Source organism: Helicobacter sp. MIT 14-3879, assembly GCF_003364125.1.
The window spans coordinates 69,632-90,942 of the sequence record NZ_NXLP01000001.1 but is presented as its reverse complement, the minus strand read 5'-3'; the positions used below and the strand labels follow the sequence as shown (position 1 = coordinate 90,942).

The 21,311-nt window shown below is 28.4% G+C and carries 23 protein-coding genes; 13 read left to right on the top strand and 10 right to left on the bottom strand.

The window, feature by feature from the left end:
- Positions 1 to 138 precede the first annotated feature (138 nt).
- A complete protein-coding gene (gene secA, locus CQA44_RS00435) occupies positions 139 to 2,691 on the bottom strand; it encodes a preprotein translocase subunit SecA (RefSeq protein WP_115545320.1) in 2,553 nt (850 codons plus the stop codon).
- A 99-nt stretch (positions 2,692 to 2,790) separates the two neighbouring features.
- On the opposite strand from secA, the gene lolA reads away from it, so the two are divergent.
- The 3 genes from lolA to CQA44_RS00420 all read left to right on the top strand — a co-directional run bounded on the left by lolA (position 2,791) and on the right by CQA44_RS00420 (position 4,715).
- Positions 2,791 to 3,300: a LolA-like outer membrane lipoprotein chaperone gene (gene lolA / locus CQA44_RS00430; RefSeq protein WP_115545319.1), complete on the top strand. Its 510-nt coding sequence runs from the start codon at positions 2,791 to 2,793 to the stop codon at positions 3,298 to 3,300.
- A gap of 65 nt (positions 3,301 to 3,365) precedes the next feature.
- Positions 3,366 to 4,004, top strand: coding sequence for a superoxide dismutase (locus CQA44_RS00425; protein WP_115545318.1), 639 nt, complete (start codon positions 3,366 to 3,368; stop codon positions 4,002 to 4,004).
- Positions 4,005 to 4,160: 156 nt separating this feature from the next.
- Positions 4,161 to 4,715 carry a phosphatase PAP2 family protein gene (locus CQA44_RS00420; protein WP_115545317.1) on the top strand — a complete coding sequence of 185 codons (555 nt, stop codon included), beginning with the start codon at positions 4,161 to 4,163 and terminating at the stop codon, positions 4,713 to 4,715.
- Between the two features lie 66 nt (positions 4,716 to 4,781).
- On the opposite strand, the gene CQA44_RS00415 is transcribed toward CQA44_RS00420, so the two are convergent.
- From CQA44_RS00415 to CQA44_RS13070, 5 genes are all read right to left on the bottom strand, one after another.
- Positions 4,782 to 5,153 (bottom strand): twin-arginine translocation signal domain-containing protein, encoded by a 372-nt coding sequence (locus tag CQA44_RS00415; RefSeq protein ID WP_181881726.1) that lies wholly within the window; start codon positions 5,151 to 5,153, stop codon positions 4,782 to 4,784.
- A 368-nt stretch (positions 5,154 to 5,521) separates the two neighbouring features.
- On the bottom strand, positions 5,522 to 6,430 hold the full coding sequence (locus CQA44_RS00410) for a PhzF family phenazine biosynthesis protein (RefSeq protein WP_115545315.1): 909 nt from the start codon (positions 6,428 to 6,430) through the stop codon (positions 5,522 to 5,524).
- A gap of 14 nt (positions 6,431 to 6,444) precedes the next feature.
- Positions 6,445 to 6,648 carry a PhzF family phenazine biosynthesis protein gene (locus CQA44_RS00405; protein WP_115545314.1) on the bottom strand — a complete coding sequence of 68 codons (204 nt, stop codon included), beginning with the start codon at positions 6,646 to 6,648 and terminating at the stop codon, positions 6,445 to 6,447.
- A 330-nt stretch (positions 6,649 to 6,978) separates the two neighbouring features.
- Positions 6,979 to 7,113, bottom strand: a complete 135-nt coding sequence (locus CQA44_RS13075) for a hypothetical protein (protein ID WP_258864850.1) — start codon at positions 7,111 to 7,113, stop codon at positions 6,979 to 6,981.
- 104 nt (positions 7,114 to 7,217) lie between these two features.
- Positions 7,218 to 7,352, bottom strand: a complete 135-nt coding sequence (locus CQA44_RS13070) for a hypothetical protein (protein ID WP_258864849.1) — start codon at positions 7,350 to 7,352, stop codon at positions 7,218 to 7,220.
- Positions 7,353 to 7,526: 174 nt separating this feature from the next.
- Here CQA44_RS13070 and CQA44_RS00400 point away from each other — a divergent pair, with 174 nt between their 5' ends.
- Positions 7,527 to 7,928 carry a hypothetical protein gene (locus tag CQA44_RS00400; RefSeq protein WP_258864848.1) on the top strand — a complete coding sequence of 134 codons (402 nt, stop codon included), beginning with the start codon at positions 7,527 to 7,529 and terminating at the stop codon, positions 7,926 to 7,928.
- Positions 7,929 to 8,084: 156 nt separating this feature from the next.
- Here CQA44_RS00400 and CQA44_RS00395 read toward each other — a convergent pair whose 3' ends face one another.
- Entirely contained in the window at positions 8,085 to 8,453 is a 369-nt protein-coding gene (locus CQA44_RS00395; protein ID WP_115545313.1) for a DUF1090 family protein, read from the bottom strand.
- Between the two features lie 133 nt (positions 8,454 to 8,586).
- Between CQA44_RS00395 and hemE the strand changes: the two genes are divergently transcribed.
- From hemE to CQA44_RS00380, 3 genes are read left to right on the top strand one after another with little or no spacing between them, the layout of a single operon-like run.
- A complete protein-coding gene (gene hemE, locus CQA44_RS00390; protein WP_115545312.1) occupies positions 8,587 to 9,618 on the top strand; it encodes a uroporphyrinogen decarboxylase in 1,032 nt (343 codons plus the stop codon).
- The gene (locus CQA44_RS00385; protein ID WP_115545311.1) at positions 9,615 to 10,526 is read left to right on the top strand and encodes a radical SAM protein; all 912 of its coding nucleotides are present in this window, start codon (positions 9,615 to 9,617) and stop codon (positions 10,524 to 10,526) included. Before hemE ends, CQA44_RS00385 begins: the two co-directional genes overlap by 4 nt.
- A gap of 38 nt (positions 10,527 to 10,564) precedes the next feature.
- Positions 10,565 to 11,236 (top strand): ankyrin repeat domain-containing protein, encoded by a 672-nt coding sequence (locus tag CQA44_RS00380; RefSeq protein ID WP_115545310.1) that lies wholly within the window; start codon positions 10,565 to 10,567, stop codon positions 11,234 to 11,236.
- 326 nt (positions 11,237 to 11,562) lie between these two features.
- Here CQA44_RS00380 and metE read toward each other — a convergent pair whose 3' ends face one another.
- Positions 11,563 to 13,830: a 5-methyltetrahydropteroyltriglutamate--homocysteine S-methyltransferase gene (metE, locus tag CQA44_RS00375; protein ID WP_115545309.1), complete on the bottom strand. Its 2,268-nt coding sequence runs from the start codon at positions 13,828 to 13,830 to the stop codon at positions 11,563 to 11,565.
- 179 nt (positions 13,831 to 14,009) lie between these two features.
- Here metE and hypD point away from each other — a divergent pair, with 179 nt between their 5' ends.
- From hypD to CQA44_RS00360, 3 genes are read left to right on the top strand one after another with little or no spacing between them, the layout of a single operon-like run.
- Positions 14,010 to 15,113, top strand: a complete 1,104-nt coding sequence (hypD, locus tag CQA44_RS00370) for a hydrogenase formation protein HypD (RefSeq protein WP_115545308.1) — start codon at positions 14,010 to 14,012, stop codon at positions 15,111 to 15,113.
- A gap of 9 nt (positions 15,114 to 15,122) precedes the next feature.
- Entirely contained in the window at positions 15,123 to 15,680 is a 558-nt protein-coding gene (locus tag CQA44_RS00365; protein WP_115545307.1) for an isochorismatase family protein, read from the top strand.
- Positions 15,681 to 15,690: 10 nt separating this feature from the next.
- Positions 15,691 to 16,812, top strand: coding sequence for a PdaC/SigV domain-containing protein (locus CQA44_RS00360; RefSeq protein WP_115545306.1), 1,122 nt, complete (start codon positions 15,691 to 15,693; stop codon positions 16,810 to 16,812).
- A gap of 233 nt (positions 16,813 to 17,045) precedes the next feature.
- Here the strand turns inward: CQA44_RS00360 and CQA44_RS00355 are convergent, their stop codons facing one another.
- Positions 17,046 to 17,843, bottom strand: a complete 798-nt coding sequence (locus CQA44_RS00355) for a glycosyltransferase family 10 domain-containing protein (RefSeq protein WP_115545305.1) — start codon at positions 17,841 to 17,843, stop codon at positions 17,046 to 17,048.
- On the bottom strand, positions 17,840 to 18,880 hold the full coding sequence (locus CQA44_RS00350) for a GDP-L-fucose synthase (protein ID WP_115545304.1): 1,041 nt from the start codon (positions 18,878 to 18,880) through the stop codon (positions 17,840 to 17,842). Before CQA44_RS00350 ends, CQA44_RS00355 begins: the two co-directional genes overlap by 4 nt.
- A 142-nt stretch (positions 18,881 to 19,022) precedes the next feature.
- On the opposite strand from CQA44_RS00350, the gene CQA44_RS00345 reads away from it, so the two are divergent.
- Genes CQA44_RS00345 through CQA44_RS00335 form a run of 3 tightly spaced genes read left to right on the top strand, consistent with a single transcriptional unit; the run spans position 19,023 to position 21,300 of the window.
- The gene (locus tag CQA44_RS00345; RefSeq protein ID WP_115545303.1) at positions 19,023 to 19,391 is read left to right on the top strand and encodes a DUF1104 domain-containing protein; all 369 of its coding nucleotides are present in this window, start codon (positions 19,023 to 19,025) and stop codon (positions 19,389 to 19,391) included.
- A 33-nt stretch (positions 19,392 to 19,424) separates the two neighbouring features.
- Entirely contained in the window at positions 19,425 to 20,120 is a 696-nt protein-coding gene (locus CQA44_RS00340) for a response regulator transcription factor (protein ID WP_115545302.1), read from the top strand.
- A complete protein-coding gene (locus tag CQA44_RS00335; protein ID WP_115545301.1) occupies positions 20,110 to 21,300 on the top strand; it encodes a HAMP domain-containing sensor histidine kinase in 1,191 nt (396 codons plus the stop codon). The genes CQA44_RS00340 and CQA44_RS00335 overlap by 11 nt, the downstream gene beginning before the upstream one ends.
- Positions 21,301 to 21,311 lie beyond the last annotated feature (11 nt).

Here is a 21,311-nt window from a genome sequence, read left to right as displayed (position 1 = left end):
AATAATTATTTTTTTAAATCACTTAATTATAAAAATTTATAGAAACTAGATATAAAAATAACAATAAGCAAGAAGGTTAAAAGATATTCTTTTGTAATGATAATTGCAAGTGAATTTTGTCGCTTTTATCTTTTAAAGCTAATAGTTATTTATTAAGTCACCTTTTTTAGGACCACTTTTTCCATGACATAATTTATATTTTTTACCACTTCCACAAGGGCAGGGTTCATTTCTTGCAACTTTTTTGCTTTTTACTTGGTTTGTGTTTTGTGCAGAATCCTTATTAAAAGATAAACCATTATTTTGATTTTCTAGTTTTTGAAGCATCTGTTTTGCTCTCTCTTCATCTTCATTACTTTTTTCTCTTAGCTTAATTATATGAATCATTTTTGCACTTTCTAGCTTTAGATTATCTTTTAATTCTAAAAATAGATTGTAGCTTTCTTTTTTATATTCTACCAATGGATCTTTTTGATTATATCCTCTAAGTCCAATTCCTGTTTTTAAACTATCCATTAGATATAGATGTTCTCTCCAAGTATTATCTAGCACTTGTAGATATACTATTTTTTCTATTTCACTTCTTTGTTCGTTTGTAAGCACACTCATTTTTTCTTCATAAGTTGAATTTAACTTATCAATTATTATTTTTTTATTTTCTTCTGCACTATTAGCTAATTTTACATTAATTCCAAAGTCTTCTAGTATTTTTGTTTTTAATCCATCGTTATTGTCTGTAAAGTAGCTAAGTATATTGTTAATGCTAAATTCTGTATCTTCAGCAATCTTTTGACTTAAATCATAAGTTTCATCAAGTAGTTTATTTCTAAATTGATAAATAATTTTTCTTTGTTCATTTGCAACATCATCATATTCTAATATATGCTTTCTTGATTCAAAATGTAGATTTTCAACCTTCTTTTGTGCATTTTCAATAGAGCGGGTTACAAAACTAGATTCTATATGTTCTCCATTTTTTAGACCTAGTTTTTCCATTACACCTTTAATTTTATCACTTCCAAATATTCTAAGTAAAGAATCTTCTAAACTAAGGTAAAATTGGCTAGCACCAGGATCTCCTTGCCTACCACTTCTACCACGAAGTTGGTTATCAATTCTTCTACTTTCGTGCCTCTCTGTGCCAATGATATATAGCCCACCTAAATCACGCACATCTTGTTCTATTTTTATATCAACACCTCTTCCTGCCATATTTGTGGCAATAGTTACTGCCCCTAACCTTCCTGCATCTTTTATAATTTCTGCTTCTTTAGTATGATGTTTTGCATTTAGAACTGTGTGAGGGATTCGGCTTTTTTTTAGTATTTCATGTAGAATCTCACTTTTTTCTATGCTTGCAGTTCCTATCAAAATAGGAATACCTTGCTTGTGAAGCTCAACAACCTTAGCACATACTGCATCAAACTTTTCTTTTTCGCTTTTAAAAATTAAGTCATTATAATCTTTTCTAATATTTGGAACATTTGTAGGGATACTTATAACATCAAGATTATATATTTGTAGAAACTCTGTTGCTTCTGTTTGGGCTGTTCCTGTCATACCAGAAAGCTTTTTATACATTCTAAAATAATTTTGGAATGTAATATCTGCTAAAGTTTGAGATTCTTCTTTTATATCTACCATCTCTTTTGCTTCAATTGCTTGATGCAACCCTTCACTAAATCTTCTTCCTTCACTTAATCTTCCTGTAAATTCATCAACTATTACTACTTCATTATCTCGCACAACATAATCTTTATCTTTTAAAAATAGGTAATTTGCCTTTAATGCTTGGTCTAGGTGGTGGGCTAGTGCAGCATTTTCAATATTGTATAAATTTTCTACTTTGAATAATTCTTCTGCTTTTTTAATTCCTTCTTCTGTGATTAAAATAGCACGATTTTTTTCATCAACACTAAAGTCAGTATCTTTTAGCATTTTTTGAGCAACATTATTTGCAAGCCCATAGTTTTCTAATTTCCTATTTGCAGGACCAGATATTATAAGGGGTGTCCTAGCTTCATCAATAAGGATAGAATCTACTTCATCTACAATTGCAAAAAAATGTTCTTTTTGGAATTGATTTTTTAAGGAGAATTTCATATTATCACGCAAATAATCAAAGCCAAATTCATTATTTGTGCCATAAATTATATTACAACTATATTGTTTTAATTTAGATTCATCATCTCTCTCATCGCCTGTAATTACTCCAACTCTATATCCTAAAAATTCATATAAAGGTTTCATTTCTAAAGCATCTCTTTTTGCTAGATAATCATTCACAGTTACTACATGAACACTTTTATCAAGCATTGCGTTTAGAGCTACTGCAAGTGTTGCTACCAAGGTTTTTCCTTCTCCTGTTTTCATTTCAGCAATTTTACCTTCGTGCAATACCATACCACCTATAATTTGGACATCAAAATGTCTCATATTTAAGATTCTTTTTGAAGCTTCTCTAGTGATTGCAAAAGATTCTATTAAAGCATTATCTAAGGCAGCAATTCCATTTTTCTCGTAGTTTAATTTAGTTTCATTCTTTAGCTTCTCAAATAAGATTTGTAATTCTTCATTGCCTAGATTTGATAGTTTTTGTTCTAATTCATTTATTAAAAGAAGCTTTTTTTTGTATTCATTAAGCATTCTTTGGTTGCGTGTACCTAAAATATTTAGAAGTTTTTTTATCATAATTGAAGCCTCAAAATTTAAATTATAAATTGATGATTCTATCATAATTTTAAGGTAGAATAAAATAACAAAAATTATAAACTATTTGTAAGGATTAGTATGAAAACTTTTTGTGCTATTTTGTTTAGTTTTTCTTTTCTATTTGGGTTAGAATTTAGTAGTATTGAAGCAGATTTTATCCAAAATTTAGTAAGTGATGAAGGCAGTGATGCGATTACTTATAAAGGTAAATTGATTGCAACATCAGATTCTAAGGCATATTGGCGTTATGATAGCCCTATTAAAAAAGAGATTTTTGTAAATAATAATAAAGTTATTGTTTATGAACCAGATTTAGAGCAAGCAATTATAAGCGAGAGATTAAATTTGGATTTTTTAAAGATAATTAATACTACAAAAGAAAGCAAAGATGGATTAATTAGTGAGATTAATGGTCAGATTTTTAAAATATTTTTAAAGGATAATAAGCCAGATAAAATAACATATACCGATGAGCTTGATAATAGCGTTGAAATTAAGTTAGAAAATGTGGTTTTAAATAAAAAAATAGATTATGAGAAATTTAAATTTAATATACCAAATAATACTGATATAATTTTTGATAAATAAAGATTTTTTTAATAAATTTTTTATAATATATAGGGTTTTATAACTAAAATTAATAAGGAGAAATAATGTTTGTTTTAAGAAAATTACCATATGATAAAAATGCTTTTAAAGGAGAATTTATAAGTGAGAGAACATTTGATTATCACTATGAGAAACATCATCAAACTTATGTTAATAATTTAAACAATCTTATAAAAGGCACAGATTTTGAGAATAAATCTTTATATGACATAGTATTAAATTCTAGTGGTGGAATTTTTAACAATGCAGCACAAATTTATAATCACGATTTTTATTGGGATTGTATTAGTCCTAATAAAAGTGAAATTAGTAAAGAATTACAAGGGGCATTAAAGGAAAGTTTTGGAGATGATTTTAAAGATAAGTTTTTAAATTCATCTACAACTCTTTTTGGTTCTGGTTGGTGTTGGGTTGTATATAATACTTCTACAAAAAAATTAGAAATTGTTCAAACTAGTAATGCTTCTACACCAGTTGTAGATAAAAAAGTCCCTATCTTAGTTGTTGATGTTTGGGAACACGCTTATTATATTGATTACAAAAATGCAAGACCAAAATACTTAGAAGAATTTTATAATCACATTAATTGGGGTTTTGTATCTTGTGCGTATGAGTGGGCATTAAAAGAGGGTATGGGGTCTGTAAAATTCTATATGAATGATATACATAAAGAAAATATATAGCATAAATAAATTTAATATTACAATTAGCGTTAAACACTAATTGTAATGACCCTAGGTTCAATATTTATAGCCTTAAGATATTAAAATGCTTTTTTCTTCATTAAATTTTTTGATTAATAAATACCTTTTATAATTTTATTTTTTAGGATTCTTAGTATGATTTTACAAAACAAAGCTTCAAATATTGCCTTTATTGCTTTAATATGTATAGCAATATTTTTGTGTGTATTTGATATAGAGGTTTATGGGACTATTTATAGATTTTTACCATTTATTTGCTTTATTCCACTTTTAATCAATAAACAATATGCTATGTTAAGAGAGCTATTCTTGGCATTACTTTTTGCCTCGTTAGTTGCTTATTTCTCTAAATTTTCAATATTATATTTATTAGAGCATTTTAATGGATTGAGTGAAGTTTTATCATTTGCTAAACGACCTATAAATAACGAATTTGATGGCTTCCCTAGCGGACACACCACTACGGCATTTGTTGCAGTCGCATTTGCATATATTTATTATGATTTAAAGTGGAAAGTATTATTTTTAATTTTTGCAATTCTAGTTGGCATATCAAGGATATGTAGTTTTTGGCATACCCCACTTCAAGTTTTTGCTGGTTCTTTAATTGGTTTTTTTATATCATTGATTGTTATTAGAATCTTACAAAAAAATAATATTTTTTCTAAAATACCCATTACTAAAAGCTAAGATAATTATTATATTGAACTAAAGTGTTAATAATCTATAAATATTTAGTTTTATTAGTTTGCATAATTAATCAAAGAGTCGATAGCCGACACTCAAGGCATCAAGCACACTCCTTTGACATTCTTTACCTCTCAATCCATAAGTCCCTAGTCCAATAATAGGTATTTGGACACCATTATTTAAAGTTTGCATACTCACTCCTGAAGTTTGAGAATCAGCTAAAAGCGGGGAGATTCCCCCTATGCCTAAAGTCCCGATAGTAACGCCTAATGTTGCAGAGGTTTTAAGGAAATCTCTGCGATTGAAATCAACTTCCACAGGGCGCAAGGGGAAGCTAGGGAAGTCCATTGAGTAAATGCTATCTCTCTTATTGACTTTAAGCAAGCCACTCTTAGTGTGAAACTCCACATTCTCAAGGTTAGTGTGTTGGTGTTGCATTGTATTCTCCTTGTGTTGGTGTTGCATTGTATAGGGCTGCTTTTGTCGCTTTGGGTTGATTTGTTGCTGATGAGAGTATTTGAGCAAATGATTCTCAAGCAATAAGTCTCACTATGCAAGCTCTCACTATAAAGGCTTAAAGCTAATTTTAGCCTGCATTGACACAGACGCAAAGCAGATTCTCAAGCAAGTCGTGCTTGCAAATTCAAACATCTCTGGTTACCCTAATTAGAGATACTTCGGGCTTCGCCCAAAGTAATGACAAGAAAAAAGAGTCTTACTTAAGTTGCTTTCACTCTCCTCTATAAACAAATCATTCTTCATCAATATTATCATTAAATTTAAACTTAGGTTACTTTCACTCTCCTTTATAAACAAATCTCATTCACAGAATACAACACTGCTTCTCCACCAAGTATGACCCTATCATCTTTGCATTCACAATGCAGGATACCTCCACGAGATGAGGCTTGATAAGCAAGAATCTTGTCTTTGTTTAATTTTCTTTTCCATAGTGGCACAAGGTGGCAATGTCCGCTTCCACACACAGGATCTTCATTTATCCCGTGTTTTGGGGCAAAACTACGAGAGATACAATCATATTTTTCACTTTTTGCATATTTTTCGCCTTTTACATACTTTTCACTTTCTTTTCTTCTTGCATATTCTTTATCTTCTACATACTCCTCGCCTCTTGCAGTGATATGGAGCAACTCACCTTTTAGGCTTTCAATCCTTTGTGTATGAGGCTTTGCTTCTCTGACAGCTTGAGCAGAATCTAGCACACAGACCAAATCCCTACCCATATAAGCCTCTAGGGGCGTGTAGCCAATCGCTTCACTCATTGCAGCATCAACTTCCACAGGGCGCAAGGGGAAGCTAGGGAAGTCCATTGAGTAAATGCTATCTCTCTTATTGACTTTAAGCAAGCCACTTCTAGTGTGAAACTCCACATTCTTAAGGTTAGGATTAAGAATATTCATCACCACAAACGCGCTTGCTAAAGTAGCATGTCCGCATAAATCAATCTCTTTAGCTGGAGTGAACCAACGAAGTAGATAGGGTGCGTTATCAAGACATCTATCGTTTAGAGAATCTTTTTGAGGCGAGACATTCTCACTTTCCTTTAAGATAAAGGCAGTTTCAGAGAGATTATGCTCCCTTGCGATATTTTGCATTAAATTGTCATCTAGCCATTTCCCTTCTAGTATGCAAATGGCAGCAGGATTCCCGCTAAAGATTTTATTGCTAAACGCATCAACAACATAGCATTTCATTACACCTCCTCATATCAAAACAAAGTGTCATTATATCCAATCAACTTGTCTTTATTAGAATCAAGCAAGAAGATAAAGGCAGTTTCAGAGAGATTATGCTCCCTTGCGATATTTTGCATTAAATTGTCATTTAGCCATTTCCCTTCTAGTATGCAAATGGCAGCAGGATTCCCGCTAAAGATTTTATTGCTAAACGCATCAACAACATAGCATTTCATTACACCTCCTCATATCAAAACAAAGTGTCATTATATCCAATCAACTTATCTTTATTAGAATCAAGCAAGATTCTTGCTCGCGCTTTGGCTTAATCAAGCAAGAAGATTCTTATCTCTCTTGGCAAACTCAAACTTTTTGTTAAATACCTATCCATTGTAACAATCTCCTTTTAAGAGAATCTCTTAGCATACTTAAATTAATCTCTCCGTAACTCCCACTCCTTATAGCCTTAAGAGAATCTCTTGGCACACTCAAATAAGTTACACAAACTTGTTTTGTAGCATAATGTAAGGAATCTTTGCCTTGAGAATCCTTAGCAAACTCAAACTCTATTTTTCAATGGCTTTCATCTCACAGGGAATCTTTGCCTTGAGAATCTTTAGCACATTTTGTAGCATAATGTAAGAAATCTCTGCCTTGAGAATCTTTAGCATACTCAAACTTTTTGTTAAATACCTATCCATTGTAACAATCTCCTTTTAAGAGAATCTCTTAGCATACTTAAATTAATCTCTCCGTAACTCCAACTCCTTATAGCCTTAAGAGAATCTCTTGGCACACTCAAACTCTATTTTTCAATGGCTTTCATCTCACAGAGAATCTTTGCCTTGAGAATCTTTAGCACATTTTGTAGCATAATGTAAGAAATCTCTGCCTTGAGAATCCTTAGCAAACTCAAACTTTTTGTTAAATACCTATCCATTGTAACAATCTCCTTTTAGAGAATCTCTTAGCAATTCAAACAGACTACACAAACGCCCTAATGGCATTAAATATTTCTTGGGCATATTCATTGAATTATCTAATATTTTTTTAATTTATTTTTCTATACAATATATATGCTTTTAAAGAGCGTATAATTATTGAAGGAGAAAATTTGAGAAGATTTATATTATTTAGAATAGCAATTGTATCAGTATTAGTTTCAACAATAGCTATGGCAGATTTTGATTTTGATGTTCAAGGGCAAATTTCAGCAGTAGATAATGAAATTAAAACTATTACACTATCAGGTCCCGGTGGAGATTTAGTAATTAAGGTTTTGCCTTATACTGAAATTAAAGGTGATGATTGCGGAGTATTTGGGCAAGATATTTATGGAAGTTTTAGCGACTTAACTGTTGGTAAATTTATAGAAGTTGAGGCTATCCCTTATGGAGGGTATAATGCTTACAATTCTAGCAATGCAAATGCGATTAATCCAAGGACAGGTTTGCCAAATGATATGCAATTAACAGCTAAAGAAATAGAATGGAAATGTCGTCCTAAAGCATATTAATTATCATTTATTATTGATGATTAAGAATCATCAATAATATTTTGTATATTTAAATATTTATACAATTTGAATAGCTATTTTTCTAATCCTAAATTATAAAATAAATTCAAAAATTATTATCTTAGTCTTTAATCGCTAAAACATTAAAAATAAACTTTATTTTGATAGATAATCTGATAATTCTTCTTTAGTTTTTTCTAGTTCATTTTCTAAAGATTTTAATTTTAATTCTAGAGTTTTTTGTTTAGCAGTTTTACCCTTTCCTTTAGCAGCTTTTATATCGTCTTTTGCTTTGTTAATTTTACTTTCATATTTACTTATTTTTTTATTTAATTCATCAGTTATTTTGTTATTAGAGCACTTTTCATTTATGTTGTTTAATACTTTCTTTAATCTATCAATTTTATCTATTTGTTTATATTGTTCAGCTATATTAATTTGTTCTTGTATTTCTTCTACCTTATCTTTACATATACTTGCAAAACAAAAATTTACTACAAGTAATGCTACAATCACAGCTTTCATTGATTACTCCTTAATTTTAAGATTTTAAACAGAATTTATAATTTTAACTAAAAGCACATTTTTAAAGCAAATGCTTTTAAAGTAATAATTTGATAATATTACATCAAATTCAAGATATTTTAAAAGGGAAAATATGATTTTTATTGATGCTTGCAATAGAAAACAAACTCCATATACGCCAATATGGATGATGAGACAGGCTGGTAGATACTTAAGTGAGTATAGGGAAGTAAGACTAAAGGCTGGTAGTTTTTTAGATTTGTGTAAAAATACAGAATTAGCCTCAAAAGTTACTTTGCAACCAATAGATATACTTGATTGTGATGCAGCTATTTTATTTAGTGATATTTTGGTAGTTCCACTTGAAATGGGAATGAAATTAAATTTTGTTAAAAATGAAGGACCAAAATTTGAAACTTGTATTAGGAGTGAGAAGGATTTTAGTATTTTGCAAAATAATATAGGTTCTAAATTAAGCTATGTTTATGATACTATTTCGGTTATTCGCTCTAAACTCTCAAAACAAAAGGCTCTTATTGGGTTTTGTGGAGCTCCTTGGACACTTGCTACTTATATGGTAGAGGGGGAGGGAAGTAAAACTTATGCAAACTGTAAGAAAATGCTATATACAAATCCAAAACTATTGCATAATATTTTACAAAGTGTAAGTAATGAATTAAAAAGCTATTTAGAATCTCAAATCAAAGCAGGTGTAGATTCTGTAATGTTGTTTGATTCTTGGGCTGGAGCGTTAGAACCTAGTTCTTATTTTGAATTTGGCTTTAATTATATTATTGATATAAGTAAGTATATTAAATCTAAATTTCCCAATATTCCAATAATAGTGTTTCCAAAAGGAGTAGGGGGATATTTGCATAAATTTGTAGATATTAAGGCTTATTTTGATGTATTTGGTGTTGATTGGGAAACTTCAATGGCTTATGCTAAAGAAGTATTAGGGGATAAATATGTATTACAGGGTAATTTGGAGCCAATGAGATTATATAATGAGAATAGTATGATTAATGGTATTGATGAGATAGTGTCTATTATGGGTAAAAAAGAAGGGCATATATTTAATTTAGGACATGGAATGTTGCCTGACTTGCCAAGAGAAAATGCTATAAAATTAGTGCAATTAGTTAAAGAAAAAACAAAAAGATGAATATAGTCTTTGGTCCTATTATCTCTAGAAGGTTTGGAGTGTCATTGGGTGTAGATTTATCACCATCTAAAAAACAATGCAATTTTGATTGTCTTTATTGTGAGTTAAAAGCCTCTAGAAGTGTAGAAAGCTTTAGTGATATATTGCCACTTGATATTTTATTAGATAGTGTAAAAAATGCACTTAAAATACATAAAAATATTAATGTTTTAACTATTACTGCCAATGGTGAGCCTACTATGTATCCTTACTTAAAGGAGTTTATTATTGGCATTAAGCCTTATGTTGCTAGTAATATAAAGACTTTGATATTAAGTAATGGTTCTTTGTTTGGTGATAAAAATGTTAGTGGGGCGTTAAAATATTTTGATATAGTTAAGTTTAGTTTAGATTCGCTTGATGAAAAAAGCTATAAAAAGATTGATAGAATCCATAAGAGTCTAAATTTAGATTCTATTAAAGATGGTATAAGAAGTTATGCTATGAGTAGAAAAAATATGTTAATTTGTGAGGTTTTATTAGTTAAAGGGATAAATGATAATGAATCTTCAATGCGTCCTTTAGCTGAATTTTTAAGGGAAATTAATGTTGATAGGGTTGATTTAGGAACTATTGATAGACCACCTGCTTATAATGTAGAATCTGCTTCATTTGAAAAGATAAGTGAGATTAGTAAGCTTTTTTTTGATCTTTATGTAAGCATTCCCAAAAGGAAGAATAGTGAACTTGTAAATTTACTTGATTTAATGGAAGATGAGATATTAGAACTATTAAAAAGGAGACCTCTTGAGATTAAAGAGATAAGAAACATTTTTAGTAAAGATAGTATAAATAGATTAGAAAGTCTGCTAAAAGTAAATAAAATACAAACAAAATCTATTGGTTTAATTGATTTTTATGTTGTGTAAATCATATAATTAGCATTATAAACAAAAAGGCATTTTTAATGGGTATTTTTGATAAACTAAAAAAAACTTTTATTAATAGTGATAATGAGGATATTATAGAGCCACAAAAAGTATATGAAGGAAATATCTTTACTATTGCTAGGTCTGGAAGTTCAAAAGATTTAGAGGAAGCTATTGCTCAAGGTGCAAATATTCACCTTAAAAATGATGAGTGGTGCACTCCGTTGATGTTTGCTGCTGAAGAAAATACTAATCCCAATGTTATAAAAGTTTTATTAAAAGCAGGTGCTATATTAGAGATTCAAACAAAAGGTGGTGCTACACCTCTTATGGGGGCAGCACAGAAAAATAAAAATCCAGAAGTTTTGCAAGCATTAATTGATGCAGGTGCAGATGTAAATAAAGTAAATGATATAGGATTTACACCATTAATTTATGCAGCAACTTACAATGAGAATCCAGAGTTTATAATACGTTTAGTAAAGGCAGGAGCTAATGTTAATTTTGCAAATAAATTAAATAGAAGTGCTTTTATGTATGCGGCATTAAATAATAAAAATATAGAAATATTAAAAACTCTCCTAGAATTTAACGCAAATCCAAATCAGAAAGATTTAGATGGTTTGCGTGTAATTGAGCTAGTAGCAAAGAATAATAAAGATAGTGAAATTTATCATTTTTTAGAAGAAATAGATAAGCATAATTCATAAAAATAAATTTTCTCTTTATCCTTACAATTTCCTTACTATTTTTTGAGTTTTTTCATTGCTATTTTCTTTTATATCTAACTATAATCTCTTTATATAAAGAATCCATTGTTTTATTGGTTTTTGCTAGCTATTAATATTTACCATAATACTGCTAAAACATTTTTCCTATCATAATAATATAGATAGTAAAATTAACCTAAGTTTAACCTATATACGCATAATTGTCTGTGCTAATTTATCCATCTTTATTTTTATCAAATTATCCATTTATGTATATGTCTCCCAATAATTTTAGTTAAAAATAAATTTTAGCATTTAAAAGATTCTTAAGAATCTTTTATTATTTTTACTGCTTTAATTATATTTTCTAAAGCTGGTTTTACTTCATCCCATTGTCTAGTTTTTAATCCACAATCAGGGTTTATCCAAAGCTTTTCTTTTGGAAAAACTTCTAGAAGTAATTTAATTTGATTTACTATTTCTTCTACACTAGGAATTCTTGGACTATGTATGTCATATACTCCCGGTCCTATTTCATTATTGTAGCCTATCTCTTTAAAAATCTTTAATAACTCATTTCCACTTCTAGCACATTCTATGCTTATTACATCTGCATCCATTGCTTCTATGGTTTTAATAATATCATTAAATTCACTATAACACATATGAGTGTGAATTTGCACTTCACTTTTTGCTATTGATGTAGATATTTTAAAGCAATCTAGTGCGAATTTCTCATAATTGGCAATATTTTCAGCTCTTAATGGATAACCCTCTTTAAATGCGGCTTCATCAACTTGAATGATATTTATCCCATTATTTTGTAAATCATTAATTTCATCTCTAATGCAATATGCTATTTGCCTACAAACATCTTTTCTTTCTATGTCATCTCTAACAAAGCTCCAATTTAGTATAGTTACAGGTCCTGTTAGCATACCTTTTAGTGGCTTTTTAGTTTGCTCTTTTGCAAATTTAATCCATTTTAATGTCATAGGGTTAGGACGGGAAATATCTCCATAAATTATTGGTGGTTTTACACATCTGCTTCCATAGCTTTGAACCCACGCATTTTGAGAGAATACAAAGCCATCCATTTGCTCTCCGAAATACTCTACCATATCATTTCTTTCTGGCTCTCCATGAACTAATACATCAAAGCCAACTTCTTCTTGGAATTTAACACAATCTTTAATATATTCTTTAATTGTATTTTCATATTCATCTTTATTTATTTCATTTTTTTTGTATTTTAGTCTTGCAGCTCTTAATTCTGGTGTTTGTGGAAATGAACCAATAGTTGTTGTAGTAAGGTTAGAGTATCCTATCTTTTCTCTTTGTATATTAATTCTATCTTTAAAGTCCTTTTCTCTATTAGTAGAGACACTATCTTTTAGCCTTGCTTTGACACTAGGTTTATGAATTTTATTTGATTGTTTTCTTTCATTGTTAATATTAATAGATTCTTCCCATTTAGCATTATTTTTGCTATTAATCCCATTTTTAAAGACATCTTCTAAGAGTAAAATTTCTTGTATTTTTTCTTTAGCATAACATTGCCACGATAATATTTCTTTATCCATCTTGCTTTCATCATCTTTACTAAATGGGCTATGTAAAAGGGAACAACTTGAGCTAATAAATAGTCTGTCTTTTGGAATATATTTTGCAATCTCATTGCAGGTTTTTAATTTTGATACTAAATCACTTCTCCATATATTTCTACCATCAATTATACCTATGTATAGGCATTTATTTGAATTTGCAATTAACTTTATAGAATCCAAGTTACTCTTTCCATACACAAAATCAAGCCCCAAAGCATAAATATCAGTTTTTACTAATATTTCTGTTAGTTCTTTGCTATGCTCAAAAAATGTAGTTACTATAGCTTTAATACCTTTTTTAGCGATATTATTATAAATACACTCAATTGCTGATATATCATCTTTACTGCATTGCAAACTATTTAACACATTACTAATTCCACATGCAAAAATTGGCTCACTAAATTCTATTAAAACTTCAGAATCTATCTTTGCTAATTCTTCTATAAGAATAAAATATGCACTTTTTAATTTTTTAAATATCTCTTTTGGTGCACCTTTATTAATCTTACTTAAAGCAAAGAATGTAAAAAGACCAATAATACTAATTTTTGGTTTATAGCCTAAACTCTTTGCTTCTTTGTATTGAGATATAATATGAGTTGCATTTACCTTATATTCACACTCAATGTCTAATTCAGGGACAACAAAGTGATAGTTTGTATTAAACCATTTTGTCATTTCACATGCTACAACGTCTCTATGCCCTCTTGCCATAGCAAAATATGCCTCTAATCCATTTAGTTTTTCAAATCTTTTTGGTTTTACACCAAGGCTAATTGCTAAATCAAGCATATTGTCATAGAAACTAAAATCATTAGTAGTTACAAAATCTAATTCTTTTTGTATTTCCCAATGTGTTTTTCTTAAATCTTTTGCTACATTATTTAATTCATCTTCATTTATTTTATTTGTCCAAAATGCTTCTAGAGCCTTTTTTAACTCTCTATTTTTACCAATTCTTGGGAAACCTACTATATTAGCCATATTATTCCTTTCAATTAAAAAATATGCAAAATATTACAATATCATATTGTATTTGTCAATAAATTATAAAAACTAGACTTTATTAATTGTAACTTTTGTTATATTTTTTCGTATGCAATATAAAATATTTGGTGTAATATTTTATATAATATTTTGTATTTATTGTTTAAGGAATAATAATGTTATTAATAGATAGTTTTAGAGATAAAGATAAGATTATAGGAATCCTAAAGAAAATAAAATTGCAAGCAGAGAAAATTCCATATAAAATTAATATTATGGAGGTTTGTGGGGGACATACGCATAGTATTATGAAATATGGTATTAATAAGCTTCTCCCATCAAATATAGACTTTATACATGGACCGGGCTGTCCTGTATGTGTCATTCCCAAAAATCGCATAAATCAAGCTTATGATATTGCAATGCAAGAAGATGTTATTTTGCTTACATTAGGAGATATGATAAAAATACCATCTTCAAAAGGAAGCCTTGCTAAAGCACGAAGTGAGGGTTGTGATGTTAGGTTTTTATACTCTCCTTTAGAAGCATTAAAGATTGCAAAAGAAAATCCAAATAAAAGAGTAGTATTTTTTGCAATAGGGTTTGAAACCACCACACCAATGACTGCTGCATTGATAGATAGGGTGATTTTAGAAGGAATAAGAAATTTATTTTTTCATATTAATCATGTTTTAGTAATTCCTCCCCTAAAGGCATTGCTAGATTCTAAACCTTGTAATATTAATGCACTAATTGCACCATCTCATGTTAGTGTTGTTGCTGGAGCAAAAATATATAAAGAATTGCTTGATTATAATATTCCAATAGTTGTTGGTGGTTTTGAACCTGTGGATATATTAGATTCTATTTTAAGGATAATTGAACAAAAAAAGAATAATGACATAAAGCTTGATATAGAGTATAGTAGAGCAGTGAGTATGGATGGGAATTTGAAGGCTCAAGAATTGGTAGATAAATATTTTTGTGTTAGACATAGTTTTGAATGGAGAGGTTTGGGTGATATAGAGCAATCTGGGCTTAGACTTAGAGATGAATTTAAATACTTAGATGCAGAAATTTTATTTGATGATATTTTAGATAAAACTTATATAAATGATAACAAAGCTTGCATTTGTGGTGAGATTTTAAGAGGTGTTGCAAAGCCTACTGATTGTAAGGTTTTTGGTAAGGCTTGCACTCCAAATAATCCACTAGGGAGCTGTATGGTAAGTAGTGAGGGTGCTTGTGCTGCATATTATAAATATAAAGATGTAAGTTAAGGAGTAAAAATGTTTAATATGAATAGAAATAAATCTCTGTTGCTTGTAGTTGATATACAAGAAAAATTAAGTTCTATTATGCCTCAAGATGAATTTAATGTTATGATTAATAAAACTAAGATTCTAATTAATGGTTGTGATATATTAGGTCTTCCTATTATTCAATCATTGCAGTATGTAAAAGGTTTAGGCAATAGTGTAGATGGTCTTTTTAAGCCAGAAATTAAAAAAATTGATTTTGAAAAGAGAGTTTTTAGCTGTTGCTATGAAGATAGCCCATTATTAAAATATCTTAATGATAATAGACATATTAGTCAAATTATTATTAGTGGAATGGAAAGCCATATTTGTGTTTTACAAACTGTGAGGGATTTATTAAGCCTAAATTATGATGTTGTTATTGCAAGTGATGCTGTTATTTCAAGAGAATGTAGTAACAAACAAAATTCATTAAGTCTAATGCAGAATTTAAATGCTTATGTATTAAATGTAGAGAGTATATTATTTGATTTATTAAAAACCTCCTTAGCAGTAGAATTTAAAGCGATATCATCGTTGATTAAGTAAGGAAATAATAGTGAAAAATATTATCTTATGTTTCTTTATTGGATTATTTTTTATTTCTTGTAAAGATAATTCTAATACACCTAAATCTAATTTAGATTCTAAGTTTGATTACTCTATATTAGATAATTTATCTAAGTTTTATCTTTTAGAAGGAAATGTTGATAATGTATATACTATGGTTTATATTACAATCTCTAAAAATAAAGATTTGGATAATCAAGATATTGCTCAAATAGATGGTAAATATATCTCAAACAATAATCAATATATTTTGAGGGGAAATATTGATAAATCTAATTTAATGACTTTAGAATTTATTAGTGAGAGTGGAGAATCTTTTAAATCTTTTGAAGGAAATATTATGGCAAATGGTTTTATTAGTGGAAAATTTATAGATGATAATGTTATAAAGAGTAACACAGAAGTATTATTCACCCCTATAAATAATAAAATAAATGATATTTCTTTAATTAATGCAAGTATTTCAAAAAAGCACATAGACAAAGATTATGATGGAAGTAATAAGGAATATAGTTATAATGCTTCAAAACAAGTAGCTTTGATAAATAATGCAAATACAAAGGTTTTACAAAAGATTAATTTATTTTTTATAGGAGATAATGCTTCTAATATAAAAGAAAATATAGAAAACAAGCTTTTAAACACTTATGAGGATAATAAAGGTCCATTTAATTATGAATCTATTGATAAATTAGAAGTTAAATATATTGATGATAGAATCCTTGTGTTTAATAATTATATATATGTATATAGTGGTGGAGCTCACGGTTCTTATGGTGATGAAATGATAGCCTTTAGTTTGGATAGTGGAGATAGAATACCAAATGATTTATCATTATTATTAAAAGATGAAAATGATGTTTATTTAAAGAAAATGATATTAAATAAGCTTATATCAGAAAATAATTTAATTGATTTAAATGAATCTGATTTTTCTTTATCAAAGTTTAGGATAGATAGTAATGGTATTGAATTTTATTGGGGGCTTTATGAGATAGCACCTTATGCTGAAGGAGTAGTTAGTGTTAAATTTGATTTTTCTCAAATTGCTCCATTTATAAGAGAAGATTCTATATATTATTATTTATTTAATAAAGGCAATAAGAGTTAAATAAATTTTCTTAATGGTTTTGGAATAAGTTTTTCAATTTTCTTTAATCTTTTATAGTGCCTTTTAGATTCTATATGATTATTTAAATACATTCCATAATTTATTTGTTTGCTTTTTTTAAAAATATTATCAAAGAAGTTAATTAATTTTAATTCAACTGCATTAATTATTTCTTTTTCATTTACCTCCCCCCCCCCCTAAAAATACAGGCTCTTTTAACATAGTCTTATAGGCTAAAATGTCATTATCAATTTTTTTACTTCTTCAACAACTTCTTCTAAGTCTTTAAAGCTATGAACATTAATAAATGCCTTTGGATTAAAAGTCATACGATATTTGGCATAAGATTCATCAGTGATGCTATAATCACCCCAATATATTGGTATGCAACCTGCAGCAAAGCTTTGTATTATTTTTTCAGTAACATAGCCTTTATTAGTAGAGTTTTCAAAGCAAATATTAAATTTATAATGTTCCATCCACATTCTTTTTGTAGTGCTAAAATCTCCATATCTATTAGGTATTGGACCACCAATATTATTTTTATAGCTTCCACCAGAATCTACTTTTTTATAGCTACATATTTTATCAAAAATATTATCTCTAATAGAGTCTGCATTTTGTCCATTACTTACAAGAAATGAGCAAAATCTAGTTCTTTTATCATTGTTAATATTTAAATGCTTATTTAATGCTTTTAAAAAATCTTCTTTAAAAAAATAAAACAATGGATAACATAAATGCCTCTCGCCATAATCCATTAAATCAAAATCTATTCCATAATCTGCTATATTCCAATCAGTATGTATATTTTCTCCACTATAAAATATCCTCACACAAGAGTTTGGATAATCCAAATGGGAATCTCCAAAACAGCTATATAATAAAAAATCTGGTTGATTTGAATATGTAATGTCATATTTATTTTCTAAGTTTTTCCTTAGTAGTTTTATAATTTCATTATTGTAGAAGTTCTCTTCAGTATCTTCTTCCCACCAATCTAGTATTTTAAATTTTATTATATTTTTCATTTTGTTTTATAATGCTCATATACGCTTTTTATACCAGATTCTAGGTCTATTGTAGGTTTAAAGCCAAGGGAGTTTAATCTAGTAGTATCTAAAAGTTTTTGAAATGTCCCATCGGGTTTATCTGTATTAAAAAATAGCTCACCATTAAAGCCTATTATGTTTTTTATGAGATTTGCTAAATCATAAATGCTAATATCACTTCCATATCCTATATTTATATGAGTGTTTTTCATCTCTTTTAAGTTACTTGTTAAATCCCTAAAATTTATATTTTCCATAATATGTACACAAGCTTTTGCCATATCAATAGAATGTAAAAATTCCCTTCTAGGCTTACCACTTCCCCAAATTTCTACACGATCTTTTGATATACCAAATTTTTCTAAGTATTCTTTTAAGTTAGAATTTTCTAGCTTTGTGTCTTTTTGGATTGTTTTTATATCATTATTTTCTAATAACTTTGCTAAATGAATTTTACGCATTAATGCAGGAAGTACATGTGAAGTCTCAAGATTAAAATTATCGTTATTTCCATATAAATTTGTTGGCATAACACTTAAAAAATTACAATTATATTGAATAGAAAAAGATTCTACCATTTTTAATCCAGCAATTTTTGCTATGGCATAAGGTTCATTGGTATATTCTAGCTCTCCGCTTAATAAACTCTCCTCTTTTATTGGTTGTTTTGCATTTTTGGGGTAAATACAAGAACTCCCTAAAAATAGTAGCTTTTTAACTCCATATTTATATGAATTATAAATAACATTATTTTGAATTGATAAGTTTTCATAGATAAAATCTGCTCTATAAGTGTTATTTGCTAGGATACCGCCAACTTTTGCAGCACATAAAAATACATATTCTATATTTTCTTTTCTAAAGAAATCTTCAACTTTAAAGTTATCTTTTAAATCAAGCTCACTATGAGTTTTAAATATAATATTATTATAGCCTTTTATATTTAAAATTTCCACTATGCTTGAGCCAACAAGTCCTCTATGTCCTGCTACAAAAATCTTAGAATCTAAATTCATTTATTATCCTAAATTTAAAGTAAATTTTGGAATTATAAAATTTATTGCATTAAAATTCACAAATATTACACTTTTAACCTGTAAGATTTAATTTGAGAATTGTAAAAATTCTTAAAAATATTTAAACATTAAAGGAGTAAATATGAAAAAGTTAATTTTAGGAGCAATTGTTTTAAGCAGCATTCTTTTTAGTGCAGATTATAGCTCAAAAAGCGATAATGATTTAATTAATCTAGCAGGAACTATTGAACCAAAAGATATTCCTAGTTATTTTGATGAGATTGAAAAGAGAGTTAATGAAATGACTATGAAAGATGCAAGAGAGTTTAAAATGAAAGTTAAAGAGCAAGAAAATAAAGTATATGATAAAATGAAAGTTAAGGATTTTAAAGCTCGTCAAAAAGCAATTATGGAAGTGATGGGTAAAAATAATAAAGGCTTTAGAAGTGATTTTAGGCATTCAATGTGTAATAATATACTAGATGATACTCAAAAATCAAAAAAGAAATAATTTAAGTTTAAAAACTTTAGGGGTTTGCCATAAATGTCTGCAAAGATTTTGCTATTAGAAGATGACTTTAGTTTGTCTGAAATTCTATGTGAATTCTTAGGAGAGGAGGGTTTTGAAGTGCATTGTGTTCAAGATGCTACAAATGCACTAAACCTAGCATATGAAATGCAGTTTGATTTATGGCTACTAGATGTTAAAGTTCCTCTTGGAGATGACTTTAAAACTAGAGATTATTTGCCCGGATTTGAGCTTTTGAAATCACTTAGAAGTCTTAATAAAACAACACCTTGTATATTTATCACCTCTTTATCAAGTGTGCTAGATATAAAAGATGGATATGATGTTGGCTGTGATGACTTTTTAAAAAAACCATTTGAATTAGTAGAGTTAAAGTGTAGAATCCAAACTCTCCTAAAAAGGTCATTTGCACATATAGGTGATGAGTTTTTAGACTTAGGTGATGGCTTTAGGTTTAATCTTATATCTAAACTTTTATATAAAGATAAAAGTATAATTCCCCTTACTAAAAAAGAAAGCAAACTACTAAGTTTATTGCTTAAAAATATAAACTCCTATGTTCCGCTAGAAACTATTTTTGAGGAGCTATGGGATTTTAATCAAGAGCCTAGTGAAATGAGCTTGAGAGCTTATATTAAAAATCTTCGTAAAATTTTAGGTAGAGATAAGATATTAAATCAGCATAGTAGTGGATATTGCTATGTTTGCTAACTCAAAACCAACGATAATTAAGATTTTGCTTCTTTATTTAGGCACTAGTGCAGTGTTTTTGTTTATAGGATTTTATTATATCAATGAAAAAATTACACAAAATATTATTTTTTCTCAAATGTCAAATTTACGGGATATTTCATTTGAAATAATTGAAATTATAAGGAAGAATAATAATAATTTTAAACAAGCACTACCTGAAATTCTAGTAGCTAGCGAACTTCCATTTGGTATATATGATGGAGATAATAATGTTTTATTTTCAAATCTAACTAAAGAACCAAGTAAAAGTGAATTTAAAGAGGGTTTTTATAAATTTGGAAATAAAGTAATAATAGATCCATTTATCACTCCACATAAAAAGCTACATATTGAAAAATTGAAAAAAAGAAAGAATCTTCCTTATAGGGTATTGTTAGAAGATGATAGCATAGAAGATAAAATTAGATTAATGAAATTAAAGCTTATTGGGATATTTGTGTTAATATTTGGATTTATGGGAATTGTTGCAACAATTTTGGTGAATTTATTTTTAAAACCACTAAAAAATTCAATCAAATTACTAGATACTTTTATAAAAGATTCTACACACGAGATAAATACTCCATTAAGTATAATTTTAATGAGTATAGAGCAGCTTAAAAAAGAAAGTTTTAGTGAAGATGGATTTAAAAAGTTAGAGCGTATAAAACTTGCTTCTTTGCAGCTAAATCAAATATATAATGCTCTTGTAGCCTATAATTTTCCACAAGAATCCATTAAAGAAGAATTATCTTTAGATTGGATCTTAAAAGAAAGAATTGATTTTTTTATGCCATTTTTAACTCAGAAAAAAATAAATCTAATATTAGATATTAATAAAAGTAGCTTGTATGCGGATAAAGAAAAGATAATTATTTTGTTTGATAACCTCTTAAGTAATGCGATAAAATATAACAAAAAAGGTGGCAGCATAGAGATAGCTTTAAAAGAGTATAAATTTATTATCAAAGATAGTGGTTCTGGGATAAATAATAAATGTATTAATAGGATTTATGATAGATATGCAAGGTTTAGTAAAGATTCTGGGGGGTTTGGTATAGGGCTTAGCTTGGTTAAAAAAATATGTGATGAGTATAAAATAAAAATTAGCCTAAATACAAATTCTTGTGGAAGTGAGTTTATTTTGACTTGGCAATAATAATAAATTAC

What these genes read in the sequence shown, in the direction of transcription:
- CQA44_RS00410 (WP_115545315.1), bottom strand. Translation starts at nt 6,430, where the DNA reads ATGAAATGCTATGTTGTTGATGCGTTTAGCAATAAAATCTTTAGCGGG.
- hemE (WP_115545312.1), top strand. Translation starts at nt 8,587, where the DNA reads ATGATTTTTATTGATGCTTGCAATAGAAAACAAACTCCATATACGCCA.
- CQA44_RS00405 (WP_115545314.1), bottom strand. Translation starts at nt 6,648, where the DNA reads ATGAAATGCTATGTTGTTGATGCGTTTAGCAATAAAATCTTTAGCGGG.
- CQA44_RS00355 (WP_115545305.1), bottom strand. Translation starts at nt 17,843, where the DNA reads ATGAAAAATATAATAAAATTTAAAATACTAGATTGGTGGGAAGAAGAT.
- CQA44_RS00335 (WP_115545301.1), top strand. Translation starts at nt 20,110, where the DNA reads ATGTTTGCTAACTCAAAACCAACGATAATTAAGATTTTGCTTCTTTAT.
- CQA44_RS00345 (WP_115545303.1), top strand. Translation starts at nt 19,023, where the DNA reads ATGAAAAAGTTAATTTTAGGAGCAATTGTTTTAAGCAGCATTCTTTTT.
- secA (WP_115545320.1), bottom strand. Translation starts at nt 2,691, where the DNA reads ATGATAAAAAAACTTCTAAATATTTTAGGTACACGCAACCAAAGAATG.
- CQA44_RS13075 (WP_258864850.1), bottom strand. Translation starts at nt 7,113, where the DNA reads ATGGATAGGTATTTAACAAAAAGTTTGAGTATGCTAAAGATTCTCAAG.
- CQA44_RS00340 (WP_115545302.1), top strand. Translation starts at nt 19,425, where the DNA reads ATGTCTGCAAAGATTTTGCTATTAGAAGATGACTTTAGTTTGTCTGAA.
- metE (WP_115545309.1), bottom strand. Translation starts at nt 13,830, where the DNA reads ATGGCTAATATAGTAGGTTTCCCAAGAATTGGTAAAAATAGAGAGTTA.
- CQA44_RS00385 (WP_115545311.1), top strand. Translation starts at nt 9,615, where the DNA reads ATGAATATAGTCTTTGGTCCTATTATCTCTAGAAGGTTTGGAGTGTCA.
- CQA44_RS00425 (WP_115545318.1), top strand. Translation starts at nt 3,366, where the DNA reads ATGTTTGTTTTAAGAAAATTACCATATGATAAAAATGCTTTTAAAGGA.
- lolA (WP_115545319.1), top strand. Translation starts at nt 2,791, where the DNA reads ATGAAAACTTTTTGTGCTATTTTGTTTAGTTTTTCTTTTCTATTTGGG.
- CQA44_RS00420 (WP_115545317.1), top strand. Translation starts at nt 4,161, where the DNA reads ATGATTTTACAAAACAAAGCTTCAAATATTGCCTTTATTGCTTTAATA.
- CQA44_RS00350 (WP_115545304.1), bottom strand. Translation starts at nt 18,880, where the DNA reads ATGAATTTAGATTCTAAGATTTTTGTAGCAGGACATAGAGGACTTGTT.
- CQA44_RS00395 (WP_115545313.1), bottom strand. Translation starts at nt 8,453, where the DNA reads ATGAAAGCTGTGATTGTAGCATTACTTGTAGTAAATTTTTGTTTTGCA.
- CQA44_RS00415 (WP_181881726.1), bottom strand. Translation starts at nt 5,153, where the DNA reads ATGCAACACCAACACACTAACCTTGAGAATGTGGAGTTTCACACTAAG.
- CQA44_RS00380 (WP_115545310.1), top strand. Translation starts at nt 10,565, where the DNA reads ATGGGTATTTTTGATAAACTAAAAAAAACTTTTATTAATAGTGATAAT.
- CQA44_RS00365 (WP_115545307.1), top strand. Translation starts at nt 15,123, where the DNA reads ATGTTTAATATGAATAGAAATAAATCTCTGTTGCTTGTAGTTGATATA.
- CQA44_RS13070 (WP_258864849.1), bottom strand. Translation starts at nt 7,352, where the DNA reads ATGGATAGGTATTTAACAAAAAGTTTGAGTTTGCTAAGGATTCTCAAG.
- hypD (WP_115545308.1), top strand. Translation starts at nt 14,010, where the DNA reads ATGTTATTAATAGATAGTTTTAGAGATAAAGATAAGATTATAGGAATC.